The sequence below is a fragment of the Acinetobacter sp. NyZ410 genome, assembly GCF_022828975.1.
GTDB classification, from domain to species: domain Bacteria; phylum Pseudomonadota; class Gammaproteobacteria; order Pseudomonadales; family Moraxellaceae; genus Acinetobacter; species Acinetobacter guillouiae.
This window is the reverse complement of the sequence record NZ_CP094620.1, coordinates 2,916,159-2,933,155: the sequence shown is the minus strand read 5'-3', so window position 1 is coordinate 2,933,155 and position 16,997 is coordinate 2,916,159. Positions and strand designations below refer to the sequence as shown.

The following is a 16,997-nucleotide window of genomic DNA, read 5'->3' as shown; positions in this document are numbered from 1 at the left end:
GCGTTACATGGAACCACTTTTACAACTGAATTGGTCAGACGATAACGGTCATACATGGTCTGATACTCGCTTGATCCCATTAGGTAAAAAAGGTGAGTATCGTAAACGTGTGATTGCTCGTCGGCTTGGCTCTGGTCGTGATCGAGTCTTTCGGCTCAGATGTTCAGAGCCAATCAAGATCGTCATTATTGAGGGGATTTTGGAATGAGCCAAGGCATTCCCTCAAGGGATTTACTCGTTGATAGAAACGGCCAGATGACTACAATCTGGCTTATTTTTTTTGAGCAATTGTATTCTGTTTATTCAAACTCCAATGAGAATAATACGGAATCAATTGCACAGATTAAGAAGATTGCAGATCAAGCACTTGAACTTGCTCAACAATCAGAATCAAGTAATCAAGCGCAACAAAAGCAAATTGATGAATTGCATAAGTTGATTACTAATTCAGCTGGTAATTTTGCAACTACTCAAGATATTACAGCAGTCAATAAGCGAGTAGAACAGACCGAACATGAATTACAGCAATTACAACTCGCTATAGATAATTTAAAAAAGACTTTTGATGATATTCAAAAGGAATCAAAAGGTAAGTTTACGGATCTTCAAGATCAAATCAACAACTTGGCTAGATCCGCATTTATTGAGGCGCCAGTAGATGGAAAGACCTATGGGCGAAAAGATTTAGAGTGGGCTGAAGTCGTGGCAGTGAAATTATCATTGCCATTTTTTTTGACTGATGGAACAAGACAAAGCATCCCATTAACAAGTGATTTTCAACTTCCATTTTTCTTATCAGATGGCTCTCAGCAAAATATTCAAATGGTGACAGTATGACAATTCCCTTAAAACATAGGCCAGATGGTTTGGGAGAATTTGAGCCTAATGATGTTGTTCCCATCGAGTATGGCGGTACTGGATCTTCAACATTATTGGGTGCTCAAAATATTCTAGGCATTACAGACAAATTAGATCGTTCTGAATATATCCAACATTTCAAAGGGGTCTTTAATAGTTATGCAGCTTTGACTGCGGCATTGCCAACTGCCTTAGATGGTGATTATGCTCATATCGACTCAGGTTCTGGTTTCGATCGAATGGTCGCTATTTGGGATAGTTCAGACAATAAATGGGTAATTAGTCAGGCAAATGCAGGAGCCAATACAGATGAAGTACCTGAAGGCAGTCAAAACCTATATTTTAAAAACCAACGAGTTTTAGCAACGTTTCTTGAGGGTTTGGTTGCAGGCACAAATGCAGAGATATTACCAGCTGATAATGTGATTACTGCATTTCAAAAGTTACAAGCGCAGATTAAGGCTTTAAATACTGTTTGGGTTAGGGCTGATACTATTGGCACTTTCAACACATCAACAGGTTACGGTAATGGGCAAATTAATGGAGCACCAGCATATTTAGAGTTTGCAAAAATCAACGGTAATTTATGGGTACGCGGTTTTATAAAAATACCGTACGGCAATGGTCTGGCATATACACTTACTGATAAAACTTATAATGTTTTAACTCAAAACGATTCAACGTCAGTAATTTTGAGTTTTTTTATGTATCTCTCTCCATCTCCTACGCGAATTTGGCTCAGATCAAACACGAAAGTAAGTGATCAACAGACTGCTTCAAATGCAACACAAACTTTTGTTATACCTGATAACTCTACTGAAGGTGTCTATCACATCACAGCTCAATGCTTAGGTAAATTGGGAATATAAAGAAGGAGTCAATCATGGATCTACTCAATGCTTTAATTCATCAAAATGAAGTGAACTCAAAAGAAAATGAACCACTCGATTATTATAAGAAAGCGTTTGATTTACAGAAAAGTTTGTTTGAACTTGAGCAATTAGACATACCTGTTGAACACCATTTTGCACCTGGTAATTATGCGCGTGAATGTTTTTTACCAGCAGGCTCAGTAGTGATTGGAAAAGTACACCGTCATGCTCATGTGAACATTATCTCAAAGGGCAAAGTAACAGTTGCAACTTCTGAAGGGCTTCATGAATACGAGGCGCCATTAACCTTTATCAGTGAACCTGGAGCGAAACGAGCTTTGATTGTTCATGAGGATACGGTATGGACCACAGTACATCCAAACCCATCAGATACACAGGATCTTGCATTGATTGAATCCGATGTGATTGTTCCTGAGAGTGAAGTTGAAGCATTTATTCTAAGTTTGAATCAGGAGAAAATCACATGTCATGGGTAGCAGCAGGTACCGCAGCAGTATCAATCGGGAGTAGTCTTTATGGAAGTAGTAAAGCAAAAAAGGCTGCAAAACAAGCCGCAGCACAACGAGCTCAAGCAGCGAATCAAGCTGCAGGTCTTCAAAGTGAGGCTTATACAAATGCTGGAAAATTACAGTCTGATGCATCTTTAAAAGGTTCAGGGTTATTAAGTCAAGGCTATCTTGATTCAAATAGCAACCTCACTGAAGGATATGACAAAGCTAATGCGACCTTAACCAATGGTTTAAATTCTGCATTAGGATATCAACAACCTTATGCAAATTTAGGTTCACAGGCGAGTGGTTTACTTTCAAAAGGTTTAGCTGATGGCAGTTTGACACGTGGATTTAACATGGCTGATTTTAATGCTGATCCCGGTTATGCATTTCGCAAACAACAAGGTATGGATGGAATTCAATCTAGTGCAGCCGCAAGTGGTGGATTGCTTAGTGGTGCAACTCTCAAAGCATTAAATGGTTACAACAGTGATCTTGCAAGTCAAGAGTATCAAAACGCTTACAACCGCTTTGGTAATGATCAGGCTAACGCATTTAATCGTTTAGCAACGACCACAGGAATAGGTCAAAGTGCAGCAAACAATATGAGCAATATGACGTATAACAATGCTTCTAATATTGCTGGCAATCAAACCTCACTTTCTCAATTAATTTCTCAAGGATTACTTGGATCTGCAAATGCTAATGCAGCTGGATTAACTTCATCTGCGGGCTTTAATGCTGATGCGCTTGTAAATTCTGCAAATGCAAAAGCAACAGGAATTTATAACGCTGCTGGTGTCAATGCTAATAGCACAATTCAACAAAGTAATATTAACAACCAAATGCTGAATGATGTTATTAAAAATGGTTCGGCAGGTATTGGTGCTTTAGTTGGACGCTATGGTGGTGGTGGTAAAACTTCGTAAGGTGTAAATATTATGGCGACTCAAAATCCAATCCCTGTTTATTTCAATCCTGAAATTGGCCCAAAATATCAAGGCCTTTCATTTGAAGACATAGCAAACTCTTTTAACAATGGCCAACAGTTCAGTAATCAGATTCAACAACAGCAGCAAAAGGGCATTTTAGCTCGATTGATCGCTCAAAATACTGGTGCAGATGGTCAAGTTGATTTAAATAAGTCTTTACAGTCAGTACAAACAAATCCCAATCAGAGATATCAACCTGAAATGGTTAATACGTTGTCAGGGATGATTCAGCAACAAAATGCAGCGAAATTGAAATCTCAGAATGATGCTTTAACACTTGATGCAGATTTAAATAAAAAATATGCTGAAACTGGAAAACTGAAACAAGAAGGTTTGGGTAAGGGCCTTGAGAATAGTGAAAAGAAGCTAGGGGCTATAAATCAAATCTTTCAAGCTGCTGCTTTAACTGGGAGCAAAAACAATGTTTTATTGGGTTTGAATGGTGCACTTAAAAGCGGTGTTATTGATCCTGATACCTTTAATCAGCAAAAGCAAATCGTTGATTTAATGTCTCCTGAAGATATTAAATCTTATGCTTCAGGGATTAGCTTTGGAAATGCCAAGGATCCAGCAAGCATTCTCTATCAAACAGCTAATAATCGTGAAGATAATCAAACTAGTCGAGAAAATAATGCTGCAACAGTTGGCGCATCGATATACTCAACAAAAGTTGGGGCAGAAACTGCTGATAAAAACCGTGTTCAACAAGCAACACAGTTCACAAAAGAACAGCAGTTGCAAAAATGGCTAGCAGTAAATAAGCCTATAGGCACTGAAACAGGTAGTGATGGTTATTTATATGCAATTTATCCTGGTGGTAAAGGATTTAGAGTTCCTGATCAAAATGGTCAGCCCATAAAAGCAATTGCTAAAGGTAATGGAGCCATGTCTACTACGGCTCAAAAAGAGTTATTTTCGACTGCTGATGCAATCACCGCAGGCACTAATGCAATTGCGAATTTACAGGACGCTTTGAAATATAGCGCAAAAGCTTACGATGGTTTAGGAGCTAAACAGCGTGCTTCAGCAAGAGGATTGGTAGGCGGAGGAAGTGAAGAAGCAACAGCAACAGCAATGCTCGACAATATTGTAACGGGTAATGCGCTGGAAATGCTTAAAGCTACTTTTGGAGGTGCGCCAACTGAGGGTGAAAGGGCTATTCTGCTTCAGCTTCAAGGTTCGGCAAATATGCCTAGATCACAACGCGAAGCAATTTACACTCGAGCTTTGCAAATGGCTGATACAAGAGTTAAGTCTAACCAAGCTAAAGCCGAAAGTTTGCGCAATGGTAGTTTCTTTAGCCCAACTACGTCAGAGAATAAACAATCACAAATGTTATTCAGTCTTTTTGATTAATTTGTGTGCTATATTTTCTTCATAATATGAGGGGAAACTATGAAACATAAAATTCTAAAAATTGTCATATTCTTAGTTGTGTGGGCTATCATCTATTGGATTGTGGAAAGTAACTTTTGGTTTATTTCTTTTCTTTTTGCCTATTTATTTGTTTACTCAATTGGAAAAGATTCTCTTATATTTTTAGCTAATGAATTTGACAAAAATCACAATGCATTAGCTGATAATGTTAGAGATCTATATGAAGAAGTTCAAAATCTCAAGCAAGATAAAGAAGCTTTGGAAATTGAAGTTTATGAACTAAAAAATCAAATATCTGAAATCAATCAATCAAGGCACTAATCTAAAAATGGATTTCGTAACTCAGATAAAATGTGAAATAAAAGCATTGTTAGATTAATTGTTTCATATATACATGTGATTTACTATTCATTTTAAACCGACCTACTAAAGGTCGGTTTTTTAATGGTCGGAGAAAAGTATGAATCGACAACAATACGAAAATCTGCTCAACAATTCCAATGTTCGGAAAATGCTTGATTTGATCGCTCAAACAGAGGGTGTTAAGTGGGGGTATAACACTTTATTTGGGAATCAAAAAATTGACAATCTTTCTGTGCACCCAAATTTAAAAAAACAGTTCACACAAACTAATGGTAAGACTAATTACACCACGGCAGCAGGGCGATACCAATTTATTAAACCTACTTGGGATGGCTTAGTGAGTCAGCTAGGTTTGAAAGATTTCTCACCTCGATCACAAGACATTGGAGCGATTGCGCTACTAGCGGAAAATGGCGCACTTCCGTATGTATTGAAAGGTGACTATAAGACGGCTGTACGTAAATCAGGTGGAACTTGGGCATCTCTGCCGAGTTCTAATTATGCACAACCAAAGCGCGGTTGGGATTTTGTGAATAAGCAATTAGGTGGTCAAGTTGGTAATTTTGAAAACCAAACAGCACAACAACAAAAATTTAAACCTGATTTTATAGATTTAAAAAGTGTTGGAATTGGTCATCAAGAGCAAACCTTTCAGCCCAAAATGATTGATTTGTCTACAGTAGGAATTGGCAATCCTAAGCAAAGCAATTCATTCCAACCTGAATTTATAGACTTGAAAACAGTCGGGATTGGTTAATATGTCAAGTGAATCACTTAAAGCATTTATTGCTAAAGAAAGAACTTTGGGAACTAAAGATCAAGATATTTTTTTAAAGATGCTTGATACGCCAGCGTTTCGTGCAGGTATTGAAAAAGGAAACCATCAGGGCCTAACAAATAGGCAAATTGCTGAGGGTATTGGTCTTAAGTTGCCAGAACGTAAGGCTGTTGATGTTGAACAGAACAAAAGGGAAGCGTTGCTTACAGAAGGTAAAAAGGCAGGGAAAACGCAAGCGTGGGAGTCTGCATTACTTGGTGTTTCTGATCTAGGTGCAGGGGTTAAGCAAGGTATTAACTATGCTGCTGATACCATCAGTAATGGTCTAAATAAAATTGCTGGCACAAATTTAGATGCTCAATCTTATGACCGATTTACTCAAGAACGTAAAGATATTGAGGATTGGCATAATATACGTCGTGAGGCCAATGAACAAGGTTTTGATTTGGCTCGTCTTGGGGGGCAAGTTGCAGGCACCGCACCCTTGGCTGCATTAGGGCGAGGGTATCAAGGCGCTAAGATTCTATCAACGGCAGGTGCTAAAGTTGCAGGTCAAAATGCATTAGTTGGCGCAGGAATTGGTGGGGCAAGTTTTGCTGGGGATTCAGATTCTCGATTAGCTCATACAGGCTTTGGTGCAGTTGGTGGCGCAGCTGGTGGAGCTATTGGGGAGAAAATCGGGCAAGGTTTGGGGAAGGTGATTCAGACAACTAAAAATGTAAGTTCTCGCTTTTCAACAACGCAAACGAACCAATTGCTATCCCAAATCAATCAAAAACTTGATGATGCTCTGCGACAAAACGGTTTATCTTTAGGTGAATTATCTTCAGATATTGCGAATGGATTGCGCCAAGACGCGTTAAAAGCATTGCGTTCAGGTAATGATTTAAATCCGACAGCTGTAGCAAGAAAAGCCGTAATTGACCGATTGGGATTGAATGGAACAAAAGCTCAAATTTCAGGTGATGCAAAACAATGGCAACAGCAAGCAGAGCTAGCAAAAATCAATGGTGCGGGAGATCCTCTTCGAGATAAATTTATTGATGATAATGTTCAGCTTACCCGTTTGCTGAATGAGGTTGCTGATAATACTAAAGGAACATCAGTAAATAGTTATGGCCCCATGGATGACGCTCTAAAATCTATTCAAGGTCAACTTAGTCAAAACAAGGATTATATCCGAACAGCTTATAATTCAGCACGTCAAGCGCAAGGAAATGAGGTTAAACTCGGAGGCGCTGAGTTTGTCAGAGAATCAAATAAGATTTTAAAAGACAATTACGCTTCAATGAGCCTACCTTCAAGTGTTAGGGCAATTCTCAAAGATATCGAAAGAGATCCTGATCAATTTACATTGGGTAAATCTGAAGAGATTATTAAACGTCTTAATAAGGAACATAGTTCAAGTTTAAAACTTGATGGCACAGCTTCAAGTGAAACTTATGCTATCGGGTTAGTACGCGATGCATTGAATAATCGCCAAAACACAACACTTCAAAATCTTTCAAATCAAAACAACCCTGCTGCTCAACTATATCAGCTTGGACGTCAAGCGCATGGCTTTAATGCTCAACAAATTGAATCAATGCCATTGCTTCAAGATGCGATAAAGGGGGTGGAACCTGATAAATTGTTTAATAAACGTATTCTGGGTGGAAATGTAAATGAATTAAGTAAAACGATTGATTTATTAAAGAATGTCAATCCACAGGCTGTAAATGATATCAAGCAACAAGTCGTTGAATTCATTAGTCGTAAATCGATAAATAGTAATGGGCAATTTAGCCCGGCAGGCATGAAAAGAGCTCTCGACAATTTTACTGACCGTCGAATGTTGACGATGTTTACACCTAAGGAACTTGGTCAAATTAAAGATATTAGCAAGGCTGCTGATTATTTTATTACACAACCACCCCATTCTTTTGTCAACAATTCAAATACATCTGCGACTTTAGCAAATCATTTTATGAGTTTATTAAAGCTTCCTGGTGCACGTATTGCTTTGAGTGCAGTTAAAGATGTTCCTGATAGCATTGCAGTTTCAGGAGCAATGAAGCCCTCACTTGCAGGAGAGGCAATTCCAGCGCAAGCAAATCAAGACTTGATTGATCGGTTGACTCGTGCAGGCTTAATATCAGGATCTAACCTACCAAACCAATAACCGCCGAAAGGCGGTTTTTTAATGCAGGTTCAAAATGACAGCATACCCATTAACACCAGTGCGATATCGAGCTTTTGACAAAAACGGACAGCCTTTAATTGGTGGTCAGGTTTTTGCATATGAGTCAGGAAGCACAACAAATGAAAAAAATACATACTCTGATAAGGGTATGGAAAGTTTAAATACATGGCCTGTAATTCTTGATGATACAGGTAGCGCATCGATCTACATATCAGGGGATTACTTTTTTCAAGTCTTAGATGCTCAGGGCAATTTGATTGAGGAAGGTGACGGCATTGCTGATGCTGAATCAATTGCACAAGCCTTGATTGACGGCAACTCAGGCAGTGCAAGCAATATTGAGCAACGTGTGACCGATTTAGAGTCAGCGCGTGATGAGCATACAGACCAGATCAATGACCTACTTGACACAACCGCCGATCTACAAGAACAAGTTAAATCAGAAGTTGAAACAGATCGAGACGCAGCGATAAAAGCTGCTGTTGATGCCGCAAAGACTGCTTTAGCTGAAGCGTTTCAAGAAAAGCTTGATGGGTTAGCAGAACAATTTGGTTTAGACCTTGAAAAAGTCAAAATCCCAATTGACGGCATTTATATCTCACTTACTAATGTTGATCCAAAAACGATACTTGGATATGGGTCATGGCTGGCAATATCTAAAGGCCGTGCAATTGTTGGCTTATCAGATGTCGCAGGTGATCCAAACTGGACAAAGACTGTTGGCAGTACCTTTGGTGAATATGACCACATATTAACAAAAGAAGAATTGCCAAAAATCACTGCCAAGGCGGTAAAGCTTCAGTCTATGTACTGGCAATATGGTCCGCAAAAAAGACCTGATGAAGGTTTTATTCCTAATTGGGATGAGGCTAATTCGATGTCTGGTGAAGATAAAGCGCATAACAACGTACAACCAAGTATGGTTTTTGCCATTTGGAAACGAACTACATAATAAATTCGGGGGTTACATGTCTGAACAAGCGTTAGATACATCAGCTACAGCACTTGTAGCAAGTAAAGCTGTTGGTTATGGGGGATCAGTTTCAGGCGTTCTATCTGCTTGGCTTGGCTCGGTAGATATAGTTGTTTGGGTAAGTATTATTGTTGCAATTGGTGGTTTCTTAATGAACTTCTACTTTGCACGCAAGAAAGATAAACGTGATGAATTAGAGCACAAGGCCTATATCGCATCACTTCAAATCAAGGGGAAGATTGATGTTAAAGAAGACTAAAATTTCAGTGATATTACTGGCAGCTTCGGCTGCTTTTTTTGTGTCCGTAAAAAAGGAAGAAGGCTATACAGCTTACCCTGTAATCCCAGTAAAAGGGGATGTTCCAACGCAAGGGCATGGATCTACCGTAAAACCTAATGGTGTACCAGTAAAAATGTCTGATCCACCTATTTCTCGTGATACAGCAGACAAATGGCTCAAAAATGATGTTTCAAAACTTGAAGTCACATATAAAAATCTTCTGAAAGGTGTGAAATTATCTCAAACAGAATATGACTTATACCTAGATTTTTCTTATCAATACGGCATGAGGGCTTTTAGTAACTCATCAATGCTTCGTAATTTGAAAGTTGGGCAATACAAACAGGCATGTGCATCTTTACTGAAATACAAATACGTTGCAAAGCGTGATTGCTCAATTCGTTCAAATGGATGCTATGGCGTCTGGACTAGGCAACAAGATCGCTATAACAAGTGCATGGGGGTACAGTAAATGCCAATAGCCATAATTCTATGGAAGTATAAAAAATGGATCGCAATTGCGGTCTTTATTTTTTTATACCTGGTGCAAATTGCTTACATCAATCATTTGGCCACAAAGCTTAAAACTGCCAAATCTGTTTGTAATGTAAAGATTCAAAAAATTAAAGATGATCAACAAAAGGTATTGATCGAAAAACAAAACAAAATAAACAAAGTGAGCGCAGATTATGAGCAACTTAAATCAGAACAACGTGTCAAAGTCGAAACAGTTACACGTGAAGTGCAAAAGATCATTGAGCGTCCTGTGTATCACAATGTTTGTATTGATGCTGACGGCTTGCGTATCATCAACTCACTTATCCCCGACGATTCCAGCTAATCTAATGTTACCTTGCCCCAAGCTCTTAAAACTTGAGTCAGGGCAGGGCAAGGAAATCACACTTTGGATCATTGATACAGTTGCTAAATACAATGAGTGTAGTGCTTTGAATGATGCGAAGAATAAGGGATTGCTATAATTTTTTTATTCGACTTTAAGATTTTTAATTATTGGTTCAATTTCATTATTTCTAAGAGTATTTGCTAGGCCTATTGCCTCTGATTGCATTTCATACCAATCTTTAAGGTTTTCGTCTAAATAATAAATATCATCATTCAGTAAGTAGATTTCATTAAATTGTAATAAGTAATCATTATAGGTTAAATACTTTATACTTAAATTACCTGAAGCAATTGAATATGCTTGAAACTGACTATAAAGGCTATTAAATACAATCTTAATTTCACCTATTGAATTTATTATATTATTAAGATACTGCATATTATTATCAGTTTGCAGTGTTATTTTGTTTACAGGATAGTCATAATTTTCTATTATTTCATCAAGTTGCTGTAAATACTGTTGATGAATTGATAATTTTTTTTCAAATTCTGTAAAATTTTCATATACCTGAAGTCCAAAATTATTAATTATTTGCTTGTTGTGTTGATCTTTCCAGTCATTAAATAGTTTAGATGCAATGAAAGCTGCAGTAAGAGTTGCAAACCCACCAAAAAAACTAGCTGTTATTGATAATGCTTCTTTTAAGGGATAGTTGCTCGAATCAGGATCAATAAGTACAAAATAGTAAGATGCCCCAAATACAAAAAGTGAAAACATACCTACTACCAAAATAGCTGTCTGAACAGAGTCTTTTAAAGTCATAATTAAGTGTTTAAAAATATTTGATATAATTATATGTCAATTATTAACTGTCAATAACCCATCACAACCAAAATAATTCTGAGTCAATTTCCCTCGACTCATGCTCCATTTACGATCTTTAAGAAGGCACTGCCCAATCGCTAGTTTCTTATTAAATTTTTCATAAGTTAGTACTAAAGTAGCCCAAAGATTGATTTTTTTTAATTGCTTGAACGAATGTTTTGGTTTTTAATTAATTTTTAGATTGACCTAAAACGAATGTATTCGATTTAAGAAAGATTATTCACCTTTGAGAAAATAATATGCAGCAAATAAAAGTCCCTAAAATTTTTATTTCTTATAGTTGGTCAAGCCCTGAACATGAAGAATGGGTATTAGAATTAGCTGAAAGTTTAATGGCGGATGGAGTAGATATAGCACTAGATAAATGGGCGTTACGAGAAGGTGATGATCCGATTATTTTTATGGAAAGTATGGTTAACGATCCTACAATTACTAAGATAATAATGATTATTGATGGAAAATACACAGATCGTGCAAATCAACGCCATGGGGGAGTTGGAACAGAATCTACAATTTTATCGCAGGAACTATATAGTAAAAGAGATAAAAATAAAATTGTTGCTGTCATAGCAGAACCTGATGCTCCGAAACCAACGTTTTATGCGGGAAGACTTCATGTAGACTTATCAAATGATGAGCGATATGCAGAGGAATATGAAAAATTAGTACGTTGGGCTTACGATAAATATAAGTATGAAAAACCTAAAATTCTTGGTAGTGCTCCAAGTTTTATTGTGGCTGAAGATGATCAAGTAGCTCTATTCACAAATACTCAATACAAAATGGCTATTGATGCCTTAGAAAAAGGTAAAAATAATGCAAGTAGCTTGGTAAGACAGTACCTTGATAAGCTTCATTCTGAGCTACCAAAATTCTCTGTTTCAGTGGAAGATAAAAATATTGAAGCGACATTCATTCAAAAACTTGAGCATTTTAAACCTCACTTGCAAGAGTTTAAAATGATTGTTAACACCGTTTGTACACATTCAAGTGATTCTAAAATTTTTAAACATTTTCGTAGTTTTTTAGAGAATCTATTAAATTTACTAATATTACCACCAAATCAACCAGGTCGATTAACAGCAGATTTAGAGTTATTTAGCTTTATTAATTATCAAATATTTCTTTCATTAGTCACGATTTTAATAAAAAATGAAGAATTTGATGAACTTAAAGAAATTCTTGAAGAACTCTATATGTTGCCAGAAGATTTTCATGATAGATATATATTACAAAAAAAATATAAAAACTTCAGTATTTTTAATCCACAAAATTATGATTTTATAGAAAAAAACATAAGACCAAGATTTTATTCGCCTTTAGGTGAACTTGTAAAAGATTTTTCAGATAATTCAATTATCACCTTTGAAGAAATTTGTGAGGCGGATGCATTTTTATATATAAAAACATTGGCAAACGGTATGCAAGACAATGAGTTTTACTTAAAAAGATGGTGGCCTCATGTGTCTTTTTATATTTCAAGACATAGAACCCAAGCTTTAAAGGTTTTTGTTAAATCAGAAAGATCAACTTATTTTGATGATATTAAGAAAGTATTAAATGTCACAAATTTACAATTCATCGAAGATGCATTAAAAAATCAAGGGGATTTGTATGGCTCAAATCCATTCATTCCAACATGGCATGGCTCATTTGTTAAATTTGACATGAAAACATTAACCAATTTGGAAAAATTACATAAGCTATAAATTTTACTATTCTTTAGTTGTTATCAACTATTAGTACAGTACATAGAATGTGATTAATATATTATCACATACCATGCTCATTATTTATGTTGAAAAGTGATTCAGGCAGTGCAACGATGCGCAATTATTGTTAAAATATGATTACTTTTTAAATCCTTTAAAGTTTAAATTTAATATCTTAAAATATTTAGTGCAACAAAAATGCAACCATCTATTCTAAGTTGTTGATTTATATGGTGTGAAATCGCCCCGAGAGGGGCGTTTTTTATTGCTCTGCATTCACTTTTTTAAAATAAAAAATAGAAACCATGTATTTAAAATTAATTTTTCCTGAGAAATATGAAGGATAACCTTAAGCTATCTAAAATAGATCAGCATTATTTAGTTGAAAGAAGCGGGAATTGACTAAAAACACCATCATTGATAACGGTTAGGCGGTGTTTATTTCCCTACTGGTTTTTTTACGTGGTGTGCTGAAACTAAATTATGATGATCATCACGAATAGTAAAAGATATAGAGTTTCCTAGTGAGAGTGATCATAGGGAAAGCGTGATAAGTTAGTTTGAGCTTGATAAACTAACCCTTCAATTGAGTGATGAATTAAAAAAATTGAATGTTTTTATAAATGATATTAATCAAAAATTAGAAACAGTGTGTCATTCATTTTAGTTTTGTTGACATGTGTCAACATGTGGTCATATAATTTATTTAAAATAGGTGTAACTATGGATAAGCATCCTAATAAGCATATTCGTGAAGCAATCGAATATGCAATTGAAAATGGGTGGGATGTCGTGGAGTCGGGTAAATCATCACATGCATTTTGTAGACTACGTTGTATAGTAGGGCATACGGAGCATCAAATGAGTGTATGGAGTACGCCTAGAAATCCAGAGAATCATGCAAAGCAAATTATTCGTAATGTTAACCAATGCAATGGAGAGTGAACAATGAATACTTATCACTTTACAATTGTGATTCGTGATGCACGTCCAAATATAGAAAATTTAGAAGATAAATTATTTGAAGCTGGTTGTGATGATGCTTTGATCTGTAGTTCAAATAGTACTGTTTATTTGGAATTTGATCGCGAAGCGAGCAGTGCTGCTGAGGCGATTAATTCTGCATTTGAAAACATTCAATCAGCAGGGTTTAACCAATTAGTTTTGGAAGAGAATGGGGTTGCCTCATTATCTGAAATGGCTGAGCGTGCAGGATTAAGTCGCCAAGCTCTATCACTATATGCATTAAATAAACGAGGTGATGGTTTGTTTCCTACACCAATATATGGCGTATCTACTAAATCTCCTTTGTGGTCATGGCCAGAAGTAGCAACTTGGCTTTTTAAACAAGGCAAGCTTGCTAAAGATCAATATGATGTTGCCCAAGTAAAAGCTTTTTCATCTTGATCAAGGCATAGGCATATTCTTTTAGAGTGGACAAGGTTATGGTAATCCACTAGATATTAAGTTGACTTTTTAGTGGGCTTTTTGCTTTTTTTATCGTATAAAAATATTTTCAATAATAAGGTACTAAAGTGTTTATAGATTTAAAAATAGTGTAAGTCTTGGCAATCAGTTTTATTTTAGCCGAATATATTGGGGTACAAAACCCCACTCAACTCTAGATGTTGGTGGGGGGTATTATTTTATAAATTTAATATGGATTAAAATAACATTGAGCTATTAATTGTGCTCGATATGGACCAGCTAAATGTCCTGAATGAGAACCTGTTAATGGTAATGTTTCATATGCAATTTGATTTAACTGACTTGGATTTAAATTAAGGTTTTTAAGTTGTTTTATTGCTTTACAGTCAGCATCAATTTCAGGATTCATACCAGGTGGTTGAAAGTTGGTTGCATGGACGCATTCATGTGCGAGCCAAAACACTTGCATTAATGGAGAAAAATTATTCATTACATTTGGGTTTAGAACAATTTGTGGTGGATAATTTTTTGCCATGCCGACATCAGGTAGATTTGGATTTAAATAGATAGGTACGAGTTGCCCATTGTTTAGTGAACAAGTCCAAGGTTGTCCAAGAAGGTTTAGTGAATAATAAGGGTTGCTACGTGCGGATGTGGTGAGCAAGAAGATTAAACTAATAAAGATAGAGATTATTGACACAATTTTAATTTTATTCATGATTATAATCCTTTAAGTATTATGGTTAAATATTACTCCATTTTTATTTAAAGTCATTAATAATTATAGAATTTAAGTAAGTGTTTTTATGGGAAATAACATGCCAAATTGTCCCTAGCTCACTTAAAACGAAATCAAGAACAAGGTGTAGAAGCTGTTTATAAAAGCTCGCATTTGGATCGACAAACTGCAAGTTGGTTAATGAACAAAAAAAAGTCTATCAACTATGCAGATCCATGTTTTTTTAATTCTTTAGAATTATGGTTGGATTCATGGGGGGATATTAAGTGCTATATTTAAATATAAGTTTCTGAATTATAAAGTATAAAAACTCCCAAATTAACACATTTTTATTTTATGAAATTTGTTTGTAAATTAAGTAAATTTTAGTGGCAGTTTTTTGCAATAGGTATATAGTTGTGCCATTCATTGGGTATTCATGAAACATAGTGATACATATCCCAGAAGTGAGGAAAATATGAGCCTTTATGAACAAATTAGTGATGAAATTACCTTGATGGACGCAGGTGAGCAAAAATGGATTGGGCAAGATTTGCCACTTGAATCTATGGTTGCCGTTGAGTTGCTGTTACAAGATTTTCAAGAAGACAAGTTGATTAAGATCCGCCGTAAAAACCATGAAAAACAATCTGGTTTAAAGCAAGTCGATCGTGTCTTGGTTGAGAAGTTATAAGTTTAAAAGCCCCGAAAGGGGCTTTGATTTTTATCGTTTGTAATTTTAAGAATTAATCTTCATCTAAATTAACAGCTGAAAAAAATTATAATAATACAATCTATGATCAAGGAAATGCTAACTGGGTCAGAAAATGGATAGAGGGCATTGAACGGGGTATTTATTAATAAGAATACCTGATCCTCTTGTTAAAAAATGAGGGAATTCTTATTCAATACCCAACTCTGTCTGAATTTGGATATTTGAAGTCAATAATTTATGAACAGGGCAGCTTTCTGCAACTTTTAGCAGTCGTTTATGTTGCTCCTCGGTAAAATCACCTTTAAGAATAATTTTCCTTGAAATATTATTTTGACCTGCTTCAGGATCGCCCTCAGGATTTAAAGCTAAATCTAATTGAACATGTTCAATTTTAAGCCCTTTATGATTTGCATACATTTCTAGGGTGACCACAGTACAAGCGCCTAGTGCTGATAATAAAATTTGAATTGGATTCGGTGCAGTATCTTGACCACCTTTATCGCTAGGTTCATCGGCATACCATGTATGTCCTTGTGGATTGGTGAGTGTTACACGATAAGCTGTTTGTGTACTTTGTGCTTGAGCAATATTTGCCATAAAACATTCATCAGATAAAAAAGACCAGTACTATAAATATAAAATTTCCGTAAAATGGTCTAGTGTAATTTATTGAACTTTAAATTTTAGTTTTGAATTTAGTTTCTGATATATACATGGTTTAATTGAGTTTAATAAATTAAAATTTTATAAAACAACATTTTATATTGATTTTTAAGGACTTGATTAAGTTTTAAAAACGCTCATTATAGAATCGTTGCATATATGCAACATATCGTATTATCAATAACAATGAATTTATACGGGAAGTGTATAAACTAATATCCATTCGATAGCGAGAATATAAAGATGAACTTCAAAGCATTAACATTGGGTTTAGCCGTAGCATCAGTAGCAACTTTTAGCATGGCAAAACCTGTAGATTACAAAATTGATCCAACACATACTGCAACAGTATTTACTTGGAATCATTTCGGTTTTTCAACACCTTCAGCAAACTTCAGTGACATCCAAGGTACGATCTCTGTTGATAATGCAAAACCAGCAGACTCATCTGTCAATGTAACTATTCCATTGTCTAGTTTAAATACCAATGTTGCAGCATTAGATGAGCATTTAAAAAATGCAGATTTCTTTGATGCTGCAAAATATCCAAACATCACTTTTAAAAGTACTAAAGTTCAAGCTTTAGGTAAAAACAAATACAAAATCACAGGTAACTTAACCGTGAAAGATGTGACTAAACCTGTTGTTTTAGATGCTGTTTTAAACAAACAAGGTGAGCATCCAATGACTAAAGCACAGTCAATTGGTTTCAATGCAACGACATCATTTAATCGTTCAGCATTTGGTGTTGGAGCATATGTGCCAAATGTAGGTGATAAAATCACTGTAAATATTACAACAGAAGCTTCTGTAGCGAAGTAATATTTAAATAGATTAAAGGCCTG

The 16,997-nt window shown here is 35.7% G+C and carries 21 protein-coding genes; 18 read left to right on the top strand and 3 right to left on the bottom strand.

Translation table 11 applies throughout. From position 1 onward, the window contains the following. Window positions 1-7: 7 nt before the first annotated feature. From MTO68_RS13870 to MTO68_RS13810, 13 genes are all read left to right on the top strand, one after another. Entirely contained in the window at window positions 8-208 is a 201-nt protein-coding gene (locus tag MTO68_RS13870; RefSeq protein WP_004823290.1) for a hypothetical protein, read from the top strand. Further along, window positions 205-837 carry a hypothetical protein gene (locus MTO68_RS13865; protein ID WP_244012946.1) on the top strand — a complete coding sequence of 211 codons (633 nt, stop codon included), beginning with the start codon at window positions 205-207 and terminating at the stop codon, window positions 835-837. Before MTO68_RS13870 ends, MTO68_RS13865 begins: the two co-directional genes overlap by 4 nt. Next, complete coding sequence (locus MTO68_RS13860; protein ID WP_244012945.1) at window positions 834-1,727, top strand: hypothetical protein; 894 nt, start codon at window positions 834-836, stop codon at window positions 1,725-1,727. The genes MTO68_RS13865 and MTO68_RS13860 overlap by 4 nt, the downstream gene beginning before the upstream one ends. Window positions 1,728-1,741: 14 nt before the next feature. After that, window positions 1,742-2,227, top strand: a complete 486-nt coding sequence (locus MTO68_RS13855; protein WP_004823287.1) for a hypothetical protein — start codon at window positions 1,742-1,744, stop codon at window positions 2,225-2,227. Beyond that, window positions 2,215-3,171 carry a hypothetical protein gene (locus MTO68_RS13850; RefSeq protein WP_244012943.1) on the top strand — a complete coding sequence of 319 codons (957 nt, stop codon included), beginning with the start codon at window positions 2,215-2,217 and terminating at the stop codon, window positions 3,169-3,171. The genes MTO68_RS13855 and MTO68_RS13850 overlap by 13 nt, the downstream gene beginning before the upstream one ends. A 12-nt stretch (window positions 3,172-3,183) precedes the next feature. Continuing rightward, a complete protein-coding gene (locus MTO68_RS13845) occupies window positions 3,184-4,590 on the top strand; it encodes a hypothetical protein (RefSeq protein ID WP_244012941.1) in 1,407 nt (468 codons plus the stop codon). A gap of 39 nt (window positions 4,591-4,629) precedes the next feature. Beyond that, the gene (locus tag MTO68_RS13840; RefSeq protein WP_244012939.1) at window positions 4,630-4,932 is read left to right on the top strand and encodes a hypothetical protein; all 303 of its coding nucleotides are present in this window, start codon (window positions 4,630-4,632) and stop codon (window positions 4,930-4,932) included. Window positions 4,933-5,071: 139 nt separating this feature from the next. Next, window positions 5,072-5,731, top strand: coding sequence for a glycoside hydrolase family 104 protein (locus MTO68_RS13835; RefSeq protein WP_244012938.1), 660 nt, complete (start codon window positions 5,072-5,074; stop codon window positions 5,729-5,731). A 1-nt stretch (window position 5,732) separates the two neighbouring features. Further along, window positions 5,733-7,913: a hypothetical protein gene (locus tag MTO68_RS13830; protein ID WP_244012936.1), complete on the top strand. Its 2,181-nt coding sequence runs from the start codon at window positions 5,733-5,735 to the stop codon at window positions 7,911-7,913. Between the two features lie 34 nt (window positions 7,914-7,947). Next, window positions 7,948-8,886, top strand: a complete 939-nt coding sequence (locus MTO68_RS13825) for a hypothetical protein (RefSeq protein WP_244012934.1) — start codon at window positions 7,948-7,950, stop codon at window positions 8,884-8,886. A 16-nt stretch (window positions 8,887-8,902) separates the two neighbouring features. Then, window positions 8,903-9,166: a holin gene (locus MTO68_RS13820; protein ID WP_244012933.1), complete on the top strand. Its 264-nt coding sequence runs from the start codon at window positions 8,903-8,905 to the stop codon at window positions 9,164-9,166. Beyond that, window positions 9,150-9,659, top strand: a complete 510-nt coding sequence (locus MTO68_RS13815; RefSeq protein WP_244012931.1) for a glycoside hydrolase family protein — start codon at window positions 9,150-9,152, stop codon at window positions 9,657-9,659. The genes MTO68_RS13820 and MTO68_RS13815 overlap by 17 nt, the downstream gene beginning before the upstream one ends. After that, a complete protein-coding gene (locus MTO68_RS13810; RefSeq protein WP_244012929.1) occupies window positions 9,660-10,028 on the top strand; it encodes a hypothetical protein in 369 nt (122 codons plus the stop codon). Between the two features lie 144 nt (window positions 10,029-10,172). On the opposite strand, the gene MTO68_RS13800 is transcribed toward MTO68_RS13810, so the two are convergent. Continuing rightward, window positions 10,173-10,853, bottom strand: a complete 681-nt coding sequence (locus MTO68_RS13800) for a hypothetical protein (protein ID WP_244012926.1) — start codon at window positions 10,851-10,853, stop codon at window positions 10,173-10,175. 302 nt (window positions 10,854-11,155) lie between these two features. On the opposite strand from MTO68_RS13800, the gene MTO68_RS13795 reads away from it, so the two are divergent. The 3 genes from MTO68_RS13795 to MTO68_RS13785 all read left to right on the top strand — a co-directional run bounded on the left by MTO68_RS13795 (window position 11,156) and on the right by MTO68_RS13785 (window position 14,035). After that, window positions 11,156-12,625: a toll/interleukin-1 receptor domain-containing protein gene (locus MTO68_RS13795; protein ID WP_244012924.1), complete on the top strand. Its 1,470-nt coding sequence runs from the start codon at window positions 11,156-11,158 to the stop codon at window positions 12,623-12,625. Window positions 12,626-13,351: 726 nt separating this feature from the next. Next, entirely contained in the window at window positions 13,352-13,573 is a 222-nt protein-coding gene (locus MTO68_RS13790; RefSeq protein ID WP_244012922.1) for a hypothetical protein, read from the top strand. Window positions 13,574-13,576: 3 nt separating this feature from the next. Further along, window positions 13,577-14,035: a transcriptional regulator gene (locus tag MTO68_RS13785; RefSeq protein WP_105713709.1), complete on the top strand. Its 459-nt coding sequence runs from the start codon at window positions 13,577-13,579 to the stop codon at window positions 14,033-14,035. Between the two features lie 247 nt (window positions 14,036-14,282). On the opposite strand, the gene MTO68_RS13780 is transcribed toward MTO68_RS13785, so the two are convergent. After that, window positions 14,283-14,774, bottom strand: a complete 492-nt coding sequence (locus MTO68_RS13780; protein ID WP_244012920.1) for a hypothetical protein — start codon at window positions 14,772-14,774, stop codon at window positions 14,283-14,285. A gap of 478 nt (window positions 14,775-15,252) precedes the next feature. Here MTO68_RS13780 and MTO68_RS13775 point away from each other — a divergent pair, with 478 nt between their 5' ends. Beyond that, window positions 15,253-15,468 carry a hypothetical protein gene (locus MTO68_RS13775; RefSeq protein ID WP_004719469.1) on the top strand — a complete coding sequence of 72 codons (216 nt, stop codon included), beginning with the start codon at window positions 15,253-15,255 and terminating at the stop codon, window positions 15,466-15,468. Between the two features lie 207 nt (window positions 15,469-15,675). Here MTO68_RS13775 and MTO68_RS13770 read toward each other — a convergent pair whose 3' ends face one another. Then, a complete protein-coding gene (locus MTO68_RS13770) occupies window positions 15,676-16,086 on the bottom strand; it encodes an OsmC family protein (protein ID WP_096734389.1) in 411 nt (136 codons plus the stop codon). A 309-nt stretch (window positions 16,087-16,395) separates the two neighbouring features. Between MTO68_RS13770 and MTO68_RS13765 the strand changes: the two genes are divergently transcribed. Then, window positions 16,396-16,974: a YceI family protein gene (locus MTO68_RS13765; protein WP_004719471.1), complete on the top strand. Its 579-nt coding sequence runs from the start codon at window positions 16,396-16,398 to the stop codon at window positions 16,972-16,974. The last annotated feature ends 23 nt before the right edge of the window (window positions 16,975-16,997 follow it).

Bases quoted from the DNA above. Each gene is read 5' to 3' on its own strand.
- MTO68_RS13780 (WP_244012920.1), bottom strand. From the start codon at position 14,774: ATGAATAAAATTAAAATTGTGTCAATAATCTCTATCTTTATTAGTTTA.
- MTO68_RS13795 (WP_244012924.1), top strand. From the start codon at position 11,156: ATGCAGCAAATAAAAGTCCCTAAAATTTTTATTTCTTATAGTTGGTCA.
- MTO68_RS13825 (WP_244012934.1), top strand. From the start codon at position 7,948: ATGACAGCATACCCATTAACACCAGTGCGATATCGAGCTTTTGACAAA.
- MTO68_RS13830 (WP_244012936.1), top strand. From the start codon at position 5,733: ATGTCAAGTGAATCACTTAAAGCATTTATTGCTAAAGAAAGAACTTTG.
- MTO68_RS13865 (WP_244012946.1), top strand. From the start codon at position 205: ATGAGCCAAGGCATTCCCTCAAGGGATTTACTCGTTGATAGAAACGGC.
- MTO68_RS13815 (WP_244012931.1), top strand. From the start codon at position 9,150: ATGTTAAAGAAGACTAAAATTTCAGTGATATTACTGGCAGCTTCGGCT.
- MTO68_RS13855 (WP_004823287.1), top strand. From the start codon at position 1,742: ATGGATCTACTCAATGCTTTAATTCATCAAAATGAAGTGAACTCAAAA.
- MTO68_RS13850 (WP_244012943.1), top strand. From the start codon at position 2,215: ATGTCATGGGTAGCAGCAGGTACCGCAGCAGTATCAATCGGGAGTAGT.
- MTO68_RS13775 (WP_004719469.1), top strand. From the start codon at position 15,253: ATGAGCCTTTATGAACAAATTAGTGATGAAATTACCTTGATGGACGCA.
- MTO68_RS13770 (WP_096734389.1), bottom strand. From the start codon at position 16,086: ATGGCAAATATTGCTCAAGCACAAAGTACACAAACAGCTTATCGTGTA.
- MTO68_RS13845 (WP_244012941.1), top strand. From the start codon at position 3,184: ATGGCGACTCAAAATCCAATCCCTGTTTATTTCAATCCTGAAATTGGC.
- MTO68_RS13870 (WP_004823290.1), top strand. From the start codon at position 8: ATGGAACCACTTTTACAACTGAATTGGTCAGACGATAACGGTCATACA.
- MTO68_RS13785 (WP_105713709.1), top strand. From the start codon at position 13,577: ATGAATACTTATCACTTTACAATTGTGATTCGTGATGCACGTCCAAAT.
- MTO68_RS13765 (WP_004719471.1), top strand. From the start codon at position 16,396: ATGAACTTCAAAGCATTAACATTGGGTTTAGCCGTAGCATCAGTAGCA.
- MTO68_RS13840 (WP_244012939.1), top strand. From the start codon at position 4,630: ATGAAACATAAAATTCTAAAAATTGTCATATTCTTAGTTGTGTGGGCT.
- MTO68_RS13810 (WP_244012929.1), top strand. From the start codon at position 9,660: ATGCCAATAGCCATAATTCTATGGAAGTATAAAAAATGGATCGCAATT.
- MTO68_RS13800 (WP_244012926.1), bottom strand. From the start codon at position 10,853: ATGACTTTAAAAGACTCTGTTCAGACAGCTATTTTGGTAGTAGGTATG.
- MTO68_RS13835 (WP_244012938.1), top strand. From the start codon at position 5,072: ATGAATCGACAACAATACGAAAATCTGCTCAACAATTCCAATGTTCGG.
- MTO68_RS13790 (WP_244012922.1), top strand. From the start codon at position 13,352: ATGGATAAGCATCCTAATAAGCATATTCGTGAAGCAATCGAATATGCA.
- MTO68_RS13820 (WP_244012933.1), top strand. From the start codon at position 8,903: ATGTCTGAACAAGCGTTAGATACATCAGCTACAGCACTTGTAGCAAGT.
- MTO68_RS13860 (WP_244012945.1), top strand. From the start codon at position 834: ATGACAATTCCCTTAAAACATAGGCCAGATGGTTTGGGAGAATTTGAG.